This window comes from Gammaproteobacteria bacterium (genome assembly GCA_029882975.1).
GTDB lineage: Bacteria > Pseudomonadota > Gammaproteobacteria > SZUA-152 > SZUA-152 > JAJDNG01.
The window spans coordinates 108,179-123,336 of sequence record JAOUJW010000007.1; the positions used below are offsets into that span (position 1 = coordinate 108,179).

Genomic DNA, 15,158 nt, shown 5'->3' on the forward strand with positions numbered 1-15,158 from the left:
TCAGCATTTCATTTTCTGACACAACGGGCCGTGTGATTTTTTTGGTACCAGTTTTTTTGGGGGACCGGTACTAATGTGTCCCGAGACTCTGCCCCCACCCTATTATTTTGGTTATAGCGGCTATCGGTTCCGACATCATAGCCTTAGACTGCAGGCAGCTGCAAGTCGTAAACGCTCACCATATATCAGATCATAATAACAAGCGTAGCACAATTTAAGCTATGTAATAAGAATCCCCTAATCCAGCCAATCGTCGCCGTAATCATGTGTGATTTCCTCACCCGCTTTAATATCTTTAAGCGCAATCACGGTAAAATCGTCGCAATAACAGGCATTGGCGCGCTTGTTGTGATTGATGTATTTGAATAGGCATTTCACTTCAAAACCGTCTTTGGCGTCGTTTATCCACAAAACATAGGGGCCATCCGATTTTGCCGGGACTGCTTCTACTTCACCCAGAACAGCCCCTTCTTTGATATCGGTTTTTGCAAACAAACCGCGTCCGTGAATGGCGCTTTTTTTCACATACACTAAATCGTGTTCTGAGTTATTCTCTATCGCTTTTTTCAACGAACTTCTCCTTTACAAACATCTAACAGGTACTGCTGCTTCAACGGAATTTATTTGAGGCTTTTACATATATAGTGGTAATTAGGGTAAATTGAAGGAGGAAACAATAATTTTACCATTAACTGATGGATGGGTTAAAACCATTGAAACCGAGCACGTATACCCGCGTTGATACCATAAACCAATAGTTCTTTATCGTTTTCGGAGTAATATCGTGTGTACTCTAAAGTAAAACTGAGCGCCGGCAAACTCACCAAACGCTCCTCGGCACCGATACCGTAAGCAAAACCGTGGAATTCTTTGACAAACTTTCCTGACGACGTATCCCTCAGCGCATCCACCATGGCATAACCTGCAATGCCGTATAAGCGCAGTTTGCGATCATCATGAGTTCCGTAACGTAAAAACAAACCACTTAGCGAGGGGATTTGCATTTCTTCATTGTCCACCGTATCGCCATAGGCATGTGTACCCACCAAGGCCTCAACAGCATAGATGCTGCTGATACGGTATCCCAGTTTGGCCCTTGCAATATAAGGCGAATAGACCTTCCCCGCCATTTCCACATTGATTTGCCCAAGGCCGGATTCAGTATAGAAGGACGAAGCCTGTGCTTGGATCGACACCAAGGCCACCAAGCTCAATACGATTACTACAAATTTTTTCATAGTTTATGAGACCTTACTTCAGAACAAACCCCTCGTTCCAACCATCACCTGAGACGGAAACAGAACCCGGACGGCAAACCCCGGCGATTTTACCACGATGCACGCCCGGGAACCAATCCGGTTCCTGAGTTAACTATTCAGTCTTACCGGTGGAATTTTTTCAACTCGCTGCAATCATAGTAGAACGCGAATGGCAACACGGCTCAGCCGGAAAAGGGACCTCAACAATGTTAAACCCAAAACAACAATCCTTGTATGAAGCATTTTATAACGCCACCCATAACAATTCGGTATTGGACTCCAGAACCGAATTGCTGGTGGGCCTTGCGGCAGCTGTCGCCATGAACTGTGAACCCTGTACTGCAAACTACTTATCAAAGCTCAAACAGGATGGCGCTTCCAAAGAGGAAATCCAAGAGGTGACCGCTAAGGTCATGGCCGTGGCAGCCGGGCAGAAAAAACTGCAGACTCAACGGGTGCTGAAAGACTTCGACATTGAGCTGGATGAATTTGGTAAGTCATGACCCATTAGGGTAAGGATGCCGATTAATCTGAAGCACCGACCTTTTGCGCTGGTCGACCCGAGGTGCAAAAACGGAAGTTCTCCCAACTTGTCTTTGCTTATGCCGATAAGATTTTAACCTGCCCCGTGGACTAGAATTACACATCACCGGACAATAACGGTCTTTGTTGTTGAATCAACAACACCAGAGAACGTTTTTGCAGGGGATACACCGCACCGGAATGATAAAAACGGTTATCCATTTCAGCCAGTGTTTCATTCTCGGTATCCACCAGTACCTCCCAACGACTGTTAGGCGGCTCTGCAGGTAAGGTAAACGGTATGGCTTCATGGTCTGAGTTAAACAGCAGGATCATATTATCGTCTTTAACCGGACACCCTCTGTCATCGTGTTCATCGATCACTTCGCCGGCCAGAAACAGCCCCAAACAACGGGCATAGGACTTATTCCATTCCTGGTCTGTCATTTCCGTACCACTGGGCATTAGCCAGGTTATATCCTTAATGGAACTCCCCTTGATGGAGCGCCCCTGAAAAAAATAGCGTCGCCGAAAACCGGGGTGCTCTTTACGCAAGCGAATTAAGTAACGCACGAACTGAAACAATTCCTGCTGTTCCCGCTGTAAATCCCAGTTTACCCAATTGAGTTCGTTGTCCTGGCAATAAGCGTTATTGTTACCTTTTTGGGTGCGACCCAACTCATCACCCGCCAGCAACATGGGTACGCCTTGTGATAAAAACAAAGTCGCGAGAAAATTGCGTTTTTGGCGGTTTCTCAGCCGTAAAACGTGCAGATTATTCGTAGCCCCTTCCTCACCACAGTTCCAACTTTGGTTATGGTTATCACCATCACGATTGTTTTCCAGATTGGCCTCATTGTATTTCCGGTTGTAGCTGACCAAATCCTCTAGAGTGAACCCATCATGGCAGGTGATAAAGTTAATGCTGGCATACGGCCTGCGGCCGCCATGCTCATACAAATCACTGGAACCGGTAATGCGATAAGCCATATCACCAATCAAACCGCCATCTCCTTTCCAGTAAGCGCGGATCAAATCGCGATACTTGCCATTCCATTCGGTCCAGCCCACCGGAAAGTTTCCCACCTGATAACCGCCTTCACCCAAGTCCCAAGGTTCGGCTATTAACTTTACCTGAGACAGGATTGGATCCTGGTGGATAATATCGAAAAACGCACCTAAGCGATCCACGGCATGCAGCTCCCGCGCCAGAGCCGACGCCAAATCAAAGCGAAAACCGTCCACGTGCATTTCCTGCACCCAATAGCGCAAACTGTCCATAATGAGCTGCAGCACCCTTGGATGACGCATATTCAAAGTATTACCACAACCGGTGTAGTCGGTGTATAGCTGCGGGTTATTTTTGTCGAGGCGATAGTATGCGCTGTTATCGATACCGCGGAAACACAGTGTGGGCCCCAAATGACTGCCTTCGGCGGTGTGGTTGTAAACCACATCCAATATGACTTCAATACCGGCAGTATGCAGATGCTTCACCATGGTTTTGAACTCATTGATACTGCCACTGGCAGAATATCTGGCATCTGGAGCAAAAAAACCAATGGAGTTGTAGCCCCAGTAGTTTCTTAGCCCGTTTTCCACCAGACGCCGGTCATCGATAAATGCATGCACCGGCATTAGTTCGACCGCGGTAATACCCAAACGCTTGAAATGCTCTATGGCAGGAGCGGAACTGAGACCCGCATATGTACCGCGAATCTCTTCGGGAATATCGGGATGGTTTTGCGTAAACCCTTTAACATGCAATTCATAAATTATGGTGTCATGCCAGGGTGTCCGTAGCAATTTGTCATCACCCCAGGTGAAGGATTGATCCACCACGCGGCTACGCAACATGGCATTGGCACTGTCCCAATCATTTGCTGCCAAATCCTGCTTTTTATGCCGGGGGTCATAAGCAAACAGGGAATCCTCCCAATGCAATTGTCCTACGACATCCTTGGCGTAGGGATCCAACAGCAGCTTGCTGGCATTGAAGCGATGACCGTTGGCAGGGTCGTAGCGACCATGGACGCGGTAACCGTATAACAAGCCGGGCCGGGCTTCGGGCAAATAGCAGTGCCAGACCTGATCGGTTTTCCACTTCACATTGATGGTATGAACCACCTCATTGGATTTGGAATCGATCAAACATAGCTCGACTGTTTGGGCATTTTCCGAAAAAAGGGCAAAATTCACGCCTTCCCCATCCCAGGTAGAACCCAAAGGATAAGGTTTGCCGGGCCAAACATCCGGTAACCGTCTATACAACATATTAGATCCCGTGTCTTAATCAGACATCCGTTTTAACACAACCCCAGCCAGCGGCGGCAACGTAATATTTATGGACCAAGACCGCCCCATCCATCCGATGTCTTCGCTGTGCAGACCAAGGGAGCCATTACCCATATTACTACCACCGTAGTACTGAGAATCGGAATTGAACAGTTCCTGGTACATTCCCGGCTCCGGAACACCCAAACGATAGGCTTGTCGTACCACCGGCGTAAAATTAATAATCACTATAATACAAGTATTTTGGTCCCGGCGAATATAACTGATAACAGATTGCTCCGAATTCTGGCAATCTATCCATTCAAACCCCTGCCAATCAAATTCATAGGTATGCAAGGGTGCTTGGGCCTGGTACAGATGGTTCAAATCCTTTACCAGGTTTTGCACGCCCTGATGTAGAGGATATTCCAACACATACCAATCCAAAAAACGACCACTGTCCCACTCCAAGCCTTGCCCGAACTCACAACCCATAAAGAGTAACTTTTTGCCGGGGTGGGTAAACATATACGTATACAACAATCGCAAATTGGCAAATTTTTGCCATTCATCACCGGGCATTTTATTCAACAAAGACTGCTTACCGTGAACGACCTCATCATGGGAAAAAGGTAACAGAAAATTCTCCGTGAATGCATACAACATGCTAAACGTCAGTTCATTATGATGATGTTTTCGATGCAGCGGATCGTTTTCCATATAAGCCAAGGTATCGTTCATCCAGCCCATATTCCATTTCAAGTCAAATCCCAAACCTCCGGCAAAAACCGGACGACTGACTTGCGGCCAGGAAGTGGACTCTTCCGCCATCATCAACACACCTTTACAGGCCTGGTGTACCACCGTATTGAGTTGCTGTATAAACTCAATGGCGGCCAGATTTTCCCGACCACCGTACGCATTGGGTAACCAGTCCTCCCGGGAGTAATCCAGATATAACATAGAGGCAACGGCATCCACCCGCAAACCATCCAAGTGAAACTCTTCCAGCCAGAATAAAGCGCTGGATAACAGAAAATTCTTCACTTCATTGCGACTGAAATTGTAGATCAAGGTGGACCAATCCAGGTGTTCTCCCAAACGCGGATCTTCGTGTTCATACAAGGCGCTGCCATCAAAACGTGCCAAGGCAAAATCGTCCTTGGGAAAGTGCGCAGGCACCCAATCCAGGAAAACACCGATGTCATTTTGGTGACAATAGTCAACAAAATAGCGAAATTCATCCGGACTCCCATAGCGCGATGTGGGCGCATAATAGCCGATGGCCTGATAACCCCAGGAAGGATCAAAGGGAAACTCTGTCAGTGGCAATAACTCAATATGGGTAAAACCCAGGGCTTTTACGTGCGCCACCAATTGGTGTGCCAGCTGCCGGTAGTTCATACCCGAACCATCGCTGTTACACTTCCAGGAACCTAAATGAACTTCGTAGATGGAAACCGGACGGTGCTGCCAGTCAAAGCTTTCCCTTTGCTGCAACCAGAGGTCATCCTGCCATGAATAAGCTTGTACCTGCGGTACTATCGCAGCGTTACTCGGTCTTAGCTCAAATTGCTGCGCGTAGGGATCGGTTTTCAGAAATACCGCACCGGTGTGGCGATTTCGAATTTCGTATTTGTATAAGCTCCCCGGCGCCAGATCCGGTACGAACAACTCCCAAACACCGGAACCGCCCCGACAACGCAAAGGGTGACGTCGACCATCCCAGTGATTAAAGTCTCCCACCACACTGACCCGCTCCGCATTGGGAGCCCAAACGGCAAACAATACACCTGCAATACCTTGTGCCTCATGGGCATGTGCCCCAAGAAACCGGTAGGCGTGCCAATGTTTTCCCTGAGCAAACAAATGCAAATCAAAATCGGGGATTTGTGGGGGAAAACTATAAGGATCATGCAGCACATGCCGACTTCTGTTGGCGTCATACCATAGTAGTTGATAAGGCTTGCTGATCGATGCTTGCCCGCGCCATTGGAACAGATCCGAACTATCGATACGACTCATATGCTGTTCATTGTCCAGCAAGGTAACGGAACAGGCACCCGGCAGGTAGGCTCGGATGACGGTTTCACCGTTGATCTGATGCGGTCCCAGAAAAGAGAACGGATCGTGATGTCTGGCGCTGCAAAGTTTTTCCAGATCCGTCAGAGATTCTCGCGTTTCATCCATAACATTCTTCCCTCTCCCATCCATTACATTGGTGACACTACCGTCTCATATAATAGAAGAAATTGGCTTGTACCACACAGACGGGACATGTTGTAGACAGGACTGGCTGAACAAAATCGCAGGCAAAAAAAACACCCCTTAGGTGAAACTCACGGTCGGGGTGCTAGTGCAGCCAAACTGGCTTGTCGGATGACACATCACCCAACGAGAATTCTGTACCACTCTTACAGAGCAATTGCTGTGCCATACTTTTATCCTGTTGTTTTAAATGATAATTATTTGATTTCCCTGAAATGTCAGCACAGTTTTGTAAAGATTGTCGACGATCCGGAAATGCAAACTTTATGTAATCTGGCTAATTTTTTTTCAAAGGAACCGATATACAGGGATAATAGACGGATAAGACGAGAACACGATGTTCCAGAAAACCATAAACGAAGAAAATAATCGACTGGCTCAAACCACCAAAAAGTGGGGAGCACTGGCTTTCCTTTTTTTCCTTATCAAAGGACTGGCCTGGATAATCGTACCCTATGTACTTTATTTACTGGGCTCGGAGTAACCCACAAACTGCTGTAACAGTTCCCGACTTGCCTGTTGCAAGTAAGACGCAGCATCCTGCATGGATTGATGCATATCCACAGTCTGATTACAAATACTGGTAACTTTATCAAATCCCAAGGCTTGAAGCGCTGGGGGATCCAGCGTGACCTTACCGGCTACGACGATACAAGGTACCCCAAAATCAGATGCTCTCTTTGCAACCGCCACAGGCCCCTTGCCACATCCCGACTGGGCGTCCAAACAACCCTCAGCCGTAATCACCAGTTCACAAAGCTGCAACTGTTTATCCAACTCAATAAGATCAAAAATGAGCTCGGTTCCAGACTGTAAAACAGCCTGACAAAAGGCCATTAAACCGGCCCCCAATCCACCTGCGGCACCCGCCCCTTTTGCACACGAAACATCCAAGCCCATCTCTTGGTGGATACGTTCAGCAAAATTCTTCAATCCCTCGTCCAATCTTGACACCTGGGCGGGATCGGCACCTTTTTGCGCTGCAAACATGTGAGCCGCGCCTGTGGGCCCATATAGAGGGTTATCCACATCACACATCACCCGAATATCAGTATGCCTCAAACGTGGATCCATGCCGCTGGTGTCGATATGCCATACCGTTTCCAGAGCAGCGCCACTGCCACTTAACACTATTCCCTGAGCGTTAAGAAATCTGACACCCAGAGCCTCAGCCATCCCCATTCCTGCATCATTGGTCGCGCTGCCGCCCAAGCCGATTAATATTTGCTCAGCCTTTAGGTCCAGCGCTTTGAGAATCAATTGCCCCAAACCATAACTACCGGCTAATAAAGGATTTGCAGGTTCGCCGGAAATAAGCCGCAACCCAATCACATCCGCTGACTCTATGATCGCTGTTCTTTGATCCGCATGGAAATACAATTGTGTTTGTTGCGGCCGCCCCAATGGGCCACGAGCCTCAAGTCGAATCGTTGTTGCGGCAAGAACAGCCGCTAGAATGGCACCACAACCATCGCCACCGTCGGCAATGGGTAACAAAACCGTTTGCGCCTGAGGACAAGCTTGTTTTACTCCCAGCTCAATAGCTTGAGCCGCTTCAGACGCCGTCAAACTACCTTTGAAAGCATTGGGGGCTATTAGGATTTTCAAGGCATAAACAACCTTTAGGGATAACGCGCCCAGCTTACCCAAGCGCGCCGGAAAATCCAACCCGGTTGGATGAATTTGAAGTCCAGCGACGGCTTATTCGACGATTTGTGAGGATAAAAGCTGCGCTTCAACGCAACTGGCGCTGACACCCAGCTTGCAGGCTTTTTCATAGTCTTGAACAGCGCGGCTTAGATTGCCCTTTTTTTGATAGGCGTAGGCACGGTTGTTAAAGGCGATACCGTTGTCCGGTTCAGTGGCAATAACTAAATCACAATCCTGAATGGCCTCCTGATACATACCCATTTCCGTGTAAGCCACCGAGCGGTTAATAAACGCATTGGAAGCGGCCGGATTAGACTTAATAATTTGATTGCTCAAAGTGATCACCGAGGGCCAATCTTTTTGGCCCATACGAATAACACTCTCGTCCAGTGCCACTTGAATTTCCGCTTCGGTGAGCTTTGCCGAACCGGGCTTCTTGAGTTTGGGCTTTGAACCTTCCGGCGACGCTTCACCCGGTAAGCGAGCCTCCACAACGGATGCCAGAGTGCCGGATACGTTTTCTACCGTTTCCGTCGGCTCCAATTCGTTTGCAGCGGCCAAACTGGGATCGGACACCAGCGCTTGGCTTTCCTCTTGAGCTTCCACTTGGGCGTCCATTACGGTTGCCGATGCCGTTTCTTCTTGAGCAATACTGGCTTTAGGTTTAGTCACCTTGGATTGGGACTGGCTTTTTGTTGAATCGCCATATTTGTCCGCTTTGAATTCATATGCTGTCGTCTTAAACAAGGTATCTTTGTTGCCGTATATGTAGCCTCCCCCGAATCCCAGCAAGACAATAATGGCGGTAAAGACCATGGGCATTTTACTGCCGCCTGATATAGCTTTGGACCGTTTTTCGGTAACGGAACTTCTGCTTTGGCTTCGTTCCGATCGTCTCGATCCGGCGCGGCCTGGGGAAGCGCCAAACGGTTCGCTGTCGGCAGCACCGAAGGGTTGACTGCCGGACGCTTTGGATTGCATTAGTTCATTTTGTTTTTTCTGAAGTAATTTTTTGCGTATTTCCTGAGTCTGGCGTGCCTGCTGTTCAAACGCTTGTTGCTTACGTAACTGCTCTTGCTGCCTTTGTTGCGGGGTTTTGGCCTGCTCTTGCTGCCGTAGCTGTTGCAGTCGCTTTTTCTCCTGAAGTAAGCGTTGTTTTTCTTGATTTAATTTTTTTTCAGCTTCCGCAAGACCATCATCCCACACCTCGCGGGCGTCCTCGAAAACCTCATCTTCCATGTCCACGGGCACTTCAAGACTGAAATCGTCTTTCTTCGGCGGCGGTTCCGAGTCCAGCAAATAACCTGTGTCCTCATGATCAGACGATAAGGTGCTGTCCCACATGTCTTCTTCAGAGATCCACTTATTCTTACCCGGTTTATCAGCCATAATCTATGCCATTGAATTTCGGTTAATTATCATTGAATTTTCATTTATCTCTGTGTGAAATAGCCGCCAAAACACAGTCCTTGCGGCGATAGAGAGTCCGTATAAAATATTCGTCAATACACAGCAGAACTTTAGTTTTCGTTAGTTAAATTACTCAATAATCAAATAAAGCTATATTGTTTATCGGCCCTGTTTTCGGTTTGTTGCTGACCGTTACCACACTTTGCGTAACTCCCCTGCCAAAGCACCTGCCAAAGCAGTTCTACAGCAAAGCGATCTCAGGCTGTGCCGGCCCCTGCAACCTTATCAAACTTGAATCCCAAGACACTGTTTCTATACAGGTTTTATAAATCTGCAGCGGAAATTGCTGCAGTATTCCACACAAGGGATTGTGCCTCGACATACCCACAACCAAGGATTCAATACCCTTTTGTGCCGCCCGGCCCAAACCGTCCTGCAATAGGGGCACAGCCAGCCGCGTCACAGTCTCATCCAGCGCCAAAAAACACCAATAGGCCTGCGAAAACAACCGACCTCGGGGCGGTAAAGAGATTCTCCCGGTAAGCCGAGCAAATCCGTTATAAAACGGACGCAGCATATTGACAGGAAAACGATATCCCTGGACGCGGATTTGCTTGAAGGCAGTTTGATCCCAAAACGCCATACAAGCCTTCAATTCGCCGGCCTGCTCGTACACCCAAAAATCCTCTAAGCGCAATCCATGACTTCCATCCAGGGAGTATAACCATGACTCTTCCAATACTGCCGAAAATTGGTAGGCTTGCACAGTGCGGTTATATAATTCTGTGATCGCAGTCACGTCATCGGCTTGGGCGGGACGCAATAATCCGTGAATTTTTCCTTGCCGGGTAGACATTGCTAAACTGAGCAGTTCATCCACCCATTCATAGCGCGGCAAACCTTTGAGACCGGCTTCCAATAATCGCCGTGCCACCCGGTTTTCAGAAGCGATGCTGGTGAAATAAAAAGGGAGACTGCCGTCAAAAGGTAGCAGTTGGCGTATCGATTCAAAACCGTTTTTCAAAATACGAAAGCGCATACGATACCGGGGGTTGACCCGTAACCCCCCTAGATAGACTAAATTCCGGGCTTGGCCATTCACGTGTACGGGTAATCGATTACAGTTATACATGCCTACCACGCACCCATCATGAGTATGAGCAATTACGGTGACGGAATCGCCCATCAAGCCACTGCCTTGAAAATACGCGGGTTCCCGCTCCATAGCCAGTTGCACCCAGGAATCCATGGCATTGGCCTTGAGCAGCTGTCGCAATTCTACATCGTGCTCTGCGCGGGCAATACGATGTTCAATACCTCCCGCCTCAAACACCGTCGCCTCTCATACGGGTAGCAAATTTCCCTGCCAACGTTCATCGCCCAGCGGATAACCGTTGCGTTTATCCACATCGGCACGATGAATAAAATTAATGGGAAAATAGTTTCGGAACATAAATGAGTCACTGCGGTTAGTCTTGTCAAAACCACGCTTAAGAATACTATTGATGGAATAAAACCGCCGCCGTGCCTGCACACACAAGCGAGTGACATCCTGGGGTTGTAATTGGTGCGGTATAAACGGCACATCATTGTAGCGGTAGGCTTCATCCAACCACCATTGTTTATAACGCAAACGTCCTTGCGATTGCAGTTTGTCGTACAAGGGAGTTCCCGGAAACGGTGTCAAATGATTGAAAGCGGCAATGTAGAGTTTTTCATCAATTGCGAACTGCACCGCTTCATCAAAAGAGGAATGTTTGTCATGATCGTAGCCGAATACGAATGTACCATACACACGAATATTATGTCGGCGCAGGTTGGCCAAGGCGCGCGGATAACCCCCTTTCATGGCGTTAAACCCCTTTTGCATCGCCTTTAAATTGGCCTCATCAAGACTTTCAAACCCGATCAACACGCCCTTACACCCGCTGCGTGCCAACAATTGCAGGAAGTCTTCGTCATGAGCCGCGTTGATACTCATTTGCGTTACCCACTTAATATTTAAAGGTTGTAATGCGTGCAGGAATTCCGAGGCCCGTTTAATGTTGCCGGCAAAATTATCATCAACAAAAAAAAACAACCGTGTTCGCGGTTTAAGTTCTATGAGTTCACGAATCACGGCATCAACCGGTCGCGAGCGGTGCGTCCGTTTGAAGACGGTTTGGATAGCGCAAAAGTCGCAAGGAAAGCGACACCCTCTACCGGTTTCCACCAAGGCAATTGGTAGATAGTTCTTATGTGCAAATATAGAACGATCCACCTGAATGTGACTCAAATCCGGAGCCTCTTGGTTTTCATACACCCGCTGCAGTGAGCCGTGTAATAGATCGTCCACTAACTCCGGCCAGACCCGCTCAGCCTCGCCAATCACGATAGCATCAGCGTAGCGCGAAACTTCTTCGGGTTGTAAAGTGGCATGAAAACCGCCCAAAATGACCGGAACACCCCGCCGACGATATTCGCTGGCAATTTGGTAGACACGCTTTGCCGTATAGGTTTCCACCGACATCGCCACGGCATCAGTCGGTTCATCAAAAGGTAGGGTTTCCATGCGGTCGTCATAGAATCGCACTTCAACACTATCCGGTGTCAATCCTGCTATTGCCGCAGCCGGTAAAGGTTCCATCTGCCAGGAACGAATATAGTTTTCACCGATTTTATGACCAATGGCCGGATGAATAATAGTCAACCTGGTTTTGAATACAGAATCCATGCTAATAGTCTCCGGACACGGTGGAGCTCTTTACACTCGGGGTGACCGAATTGGGTAGCACCTGCCATTGCCAATCGCAATTGTAAAAGCGCTGCAGATGATGGGCATAAAACCGGTATCCCATATTGGTACTCAAAGCCAAAGGTTTTAGATTACCCGCCTTCCATAGACGCCGAGCGATAGCGGACCAGGCGTATACTTGTTTCCAGGCTCGCTCATGTCCCTGGAGTAACTGACTCACGGACATGTTTTTCGGTTGAAAGACCACATGTTGGCCGTCATACAACTCCCAATCCCGGGTCAGAATGCGCCCTTCCGCTGCCAGACGTTGGTATAAAGGAGTACCTGGAAAAGGAGTCAACACAGCGAAGCGAGGCAAATCTACACCGGCATCGATAGCAAATTCTACAGTTTCACTAAACACATCCGGGCTATCATGGTCCAAGCCAAACACAAAGCAACCCTGGATGGAGATGCCCAGCGCATGCAAACTATTAATCAGGCTTTTATAGTCTACCGAGGCATTAAAAGGTTTTCGGGTTTTACTCAGGTTGTCGCGAGAGACCGTCTCCAACCCCAACAATAAACCCTTACAACCGCTACGCGCCATCAATTCCATCAATTGAGGATCATGGGCAATTAAGACAGTGGACAATCCGTACCAATGGACATTTAGTGGAATGAGTTGGGTAAACAATTCTTTGGCATAAGCCACATTGGAAATCAGATTCAGATCGACAAATAGGATTTTTTTCTCGCCTACGCGTTTGATATCTTCTATCACCCATTCAACAGGCTTTTGATATTGCTTGCGCCCCCAGGCAGACGGAGCCACGCAAAATTCACAATCGTGGAGACAGGAGCGGGTCGCCTCAAATACGGCCTGGGTAAGAAAGTAGCGCTTGTCCAACAATTCTCTTTTTGCGAAGGGCATGTTTTCCAGCGATAAATCCTCACCTTGACGATAACAGATTTGGAGGGCACCACGGTTGAAATCTCGCAGGAGTTGTGGCCACGCCTGTTCGGCATAACCAATACAGATGGCGTCCGCATGTTGCTGAGCTTCTTCCGGCATCAAGGTAACGTGCGGGCCACCCAAAACTACCGTTTTTCCCTGTTGGCGATATCGCTCAGCCAGTTCATAAGCACGGCCGGCGGTACCGGTAATGACTGTCATTGCCACCAGATCCGCATCGGTTTTTTGCGGAGCATCGCAGATACCTTCATCCACCAATTCCAGCTTCACGTCCAAATCCTCGGGAACTAAAGCGGCCAAGGTGGTCAGCGTGAGGGGTTGGTAACGCAGAGATTTTTTGAATATACCGCCCTTGTTTCGATACAAAGGACCTTTGGGGGACAGCAATAAAATTTTCACTGGTTGCGCTCCCGGCGGGGTTTCCCACTCGCCATATTGTCCACTCTTTCCTTTCTCTCCGTATTCCCTTTCTCCATATCCCACTCCGTTATCTCTTGGGTAAACAAGCTCAATCGGTCAGTATCCAGCAGCAACGCGGGCACTTTAATGTCTCCAAGTCGCTGCGTTTTAGAAGCACAGAATAAATACCTGGACAAAGCTTTTTCCATTACACCCAGACGCAAGGGCCTTAACTGCCCTATCTGCAGGGCATAGGCGTATTGCGGATTGCGCTTTAATTGCCGCTCCACCTGCTGCACACATTGAGAAGGAGACACTTGCCCCCCTGAATCCACTAACAAAATATAACCCGGTTTACTCTCTTTGGATGGTACCAACATTCTGAACCCGGATACACCCTCGATACAATGTGAGACAAACGACTCCGTTAACTTCTCTCCAACCAAATCCGACACTCGACCCATCCTGCCTTCAAAGCGCAACACAGGGTCATCACTTTGGACGGACTCACAGACCACACGGTCACCGGTTCGATAGCGATACAATCCGCCGGATGTCGTCATGATCACTTCATAACTCGAACCGGGCTGAAGTTCCCGGGGCAAGTAAATATCGCCATCATGAAGAAACTCATAAAATCCACAACCGCGCGCCAGACGGCAAAGCCCGGCTGTATCGGGAACGGTCACCACTCCCTCCGTAGACAACAAACCTTTGGCTTCAAACTGAGTATAAGGCAATCTTTGTTGTAATTGGTGGTAGTAAGTTTCTGAGGATGCATGGGTCCAACAACTGACCAAAGATAATTGCGGCCACAATCGTTCACAATCCGCATCCAGCAAAAATGCCTTGAAACGTTGTAAGGCCTGAGCGTCCGCTTCTACCTTCATACCCGGCTCATGACATCCAAACCGCAACAAGGCGAGTAAAGAATCTTGTTGCTGTAGCAAACCATCCAACAAGGTAATGAAAAACGTCGGGCTCCAAATGGAAATAAACTGTAAATCGTAGCTACGTAATAAATAGTACAAGCTGAGCCGTTGCCATTGGTGATACTCCGTAAGTTGCGCCACATCCGATGGTACTGCCGATAACTCCGCCAACAAGGGCAAAACATCCTTACCTAAATAGGCTCCGTCACTCAAACCCAGCGGTATTCCCCCGGTAGTAAACTGTTGCATGCGCATCGCCGGACTGATGGCCCAGTATGCTTTTGCGGTATCGGACAGTTTTTGTGCAACACGTCCAAGCCAGGGCAACAGAGCTAAACGAAAATCCTCTAAGCTCCGAGAAGAGTAAGGGATAAGCTTGGGTCCACCACCACTGCCCCCCGTGATTTCAAATGCCACGGCGCGTCCCTTGAACAATATATCCGGCTCCCCCTGAGCAATACGCTCAATGGAATGATGCGCATCCCCATAACCACACAATGGGACGAACTCTCTATAATCGTCCACTGATTGAATCCGTTCGAACTGGCATTGATGGCCGTAGTCTGTTGCCTGATTTTCCTTTAAGCAACGCCAAAGCCAATCTTCACAGCTGCCGGCTTCCGGCAATTGACACGCCAACAGCGAAAGTTGCCGCCAAAGAGAATTTTGTTCCTCGCGAGAAGAAAAGCTCATGACCGATAAGTATCCAATGGAACAACATGCTACAATAAGCTTACTGTTATTGTGATGTGACG

The 15,158-nt window shown here is 48.4% G+C and carries 11 protein-coding genes; 1 reads left to right on the forward strand and 10 read right to left on the reverse strand.

All coding sequences use genetic code 11. From position 1 onward, the window contains the following. Window positions 1–237: 237 nt before the first annotated feature. Both OEY58_07290 and OEY58_07295 read right to left on the reverse strand, forming a co-directional pair. Window positions 238–570: an SET domain-containing protein-lysine N-methyltransferase gene (locus tag OEY58_07290; protein MDH5325252.1), complete on the reverse strand. Its 333-nt coding sequence runs from the start codon at window positions 568–570 to the stop codon at window positions 238–240. 134 nt (window positions 571–704) lie between these two features. Further along, window positions 705–1,238: a porin family protein gene (locus tag OEY58_07295; GenBank protein ID MDH5325253.1), complete on the reverse strand. Its 534-nt coding sequence runs from the start codon at window positions 1,236–1,238 to the stop codon at window positions 705–707. Window positions 1,239–1,465: 227 nt separating this feature from the next. Here OEY58_07295 and OEY58_07300 point away from each other — a divergent pair, with 227 nt between their 5' ends. Continuing rightward, entirely contained in the window at window positions 1,466–1,762 is a 297-nt protein-coding gene (locus OEY58_07300) for a carboxymuconolactone decarboxylase family protein (protein ID MDH5325254.1), read from the forward strand. 136 nt (window positions 1,763–1,898) lie between these two features. Here the strand turns inward: OEY58_07300 and glgX are convergent, their stop codons facing one another. From glgX to OEY58_07340, 8 genes are all read right to left on the reverse strand, one after another. Then, window positions 1,899–4,055, reverse strand: coding sequence for a glycogen debranching protein GlgX (glgX, locus tag OEY58_07305; GenBank protein ID MDH5325255.1), 2,157 nt, complete (start codon window positions 4,053–4,055; stop codon window positions 1,899–1,901). 15 nt (window positions 4,056–4,070) lie between these two features. Then, window positions 4,071–6,245, reverse strand: coding sequence for a 1,4-alpha-glucan branching protein GlgB (glgB, locus tag OEY58_07310; GenBank protein MDH5325256.1), 2,175 nt, complete (start codon window positions 6,243–6,245; stop codon window positions 4,071–4,073). A gap of 540 nt (window positions 6,246–6,785) precedes the next feature. Further along, window positions 6,786–7,931 (reverse strand): glycerate kinase, encoded by a 1,146-nt coding sequence (locus OEY58_07315; GenBank protein MDH5325257.1) that lies wholly within the window; start codon window positions 7,929–7,931, stop codon window positions 6,786–6,788. 93 nt (window positions 7,932–8,024) lie between these two features. Further along, a complete protein-coding gene (locus tag OEY58_07320; protein ID MDH5325258.1) occupies window positions 8,025–9,362 on the reverse strand; it encodes a hypothetical protein in 1,338 nt (445 codons plus the stop codon). Window positions 9,363–9,624: 262 nt separating this feature from the next. Further along, a complete protein-coding gene (locus OEY58_07325) occupies window positions 9,625–10,716 on the reverse strand; it encodes a hypothetical protein (protein MDH5325259.1) in 1,092 nt (363 codons plus the stop codon). A 9-nt stretch (window positions 10,717–10,725) separates the two neighbouring features. Further along, entirely contained in the window at window positions 10,726–12,096 is a 1,371-nt protein-coding gene (locus OEY58_07330) for a B12-binding domain-containing radical SAM protein (GenBank protein MDH5325260.1), read from the reverse strand. 1 nt (window position 12,097) lies between these two features. Next, window positions 12,098–13,471 (reverse strand): B12-binding domain-containing radical SAM protein, encoded by a 1,374-nt coding sequence (locus tag OEY58_07335; GenBank protein MDH5325261.1) that lies wholly within the window; start codon window positions 13,469–13,471, stop codon window positions 12,098–12,100. Further along, a complete protein-coding gene (locus tag OEY58_07340; GenBank protein MDH5325262.1) occupies window positions 13,468–15,096 on the reverse strand; it encodes a GH3 auxin-responsive promoter family protein in 1,629 nt (542 codons plus the stop codon). Before OEY58_07340 ends, OEY58_07335 begins: the two co-directional genes overlap by 4 nt. Between the last annotated feature and the right edge of the window lie 62 nt (window positions 15,097–15,158).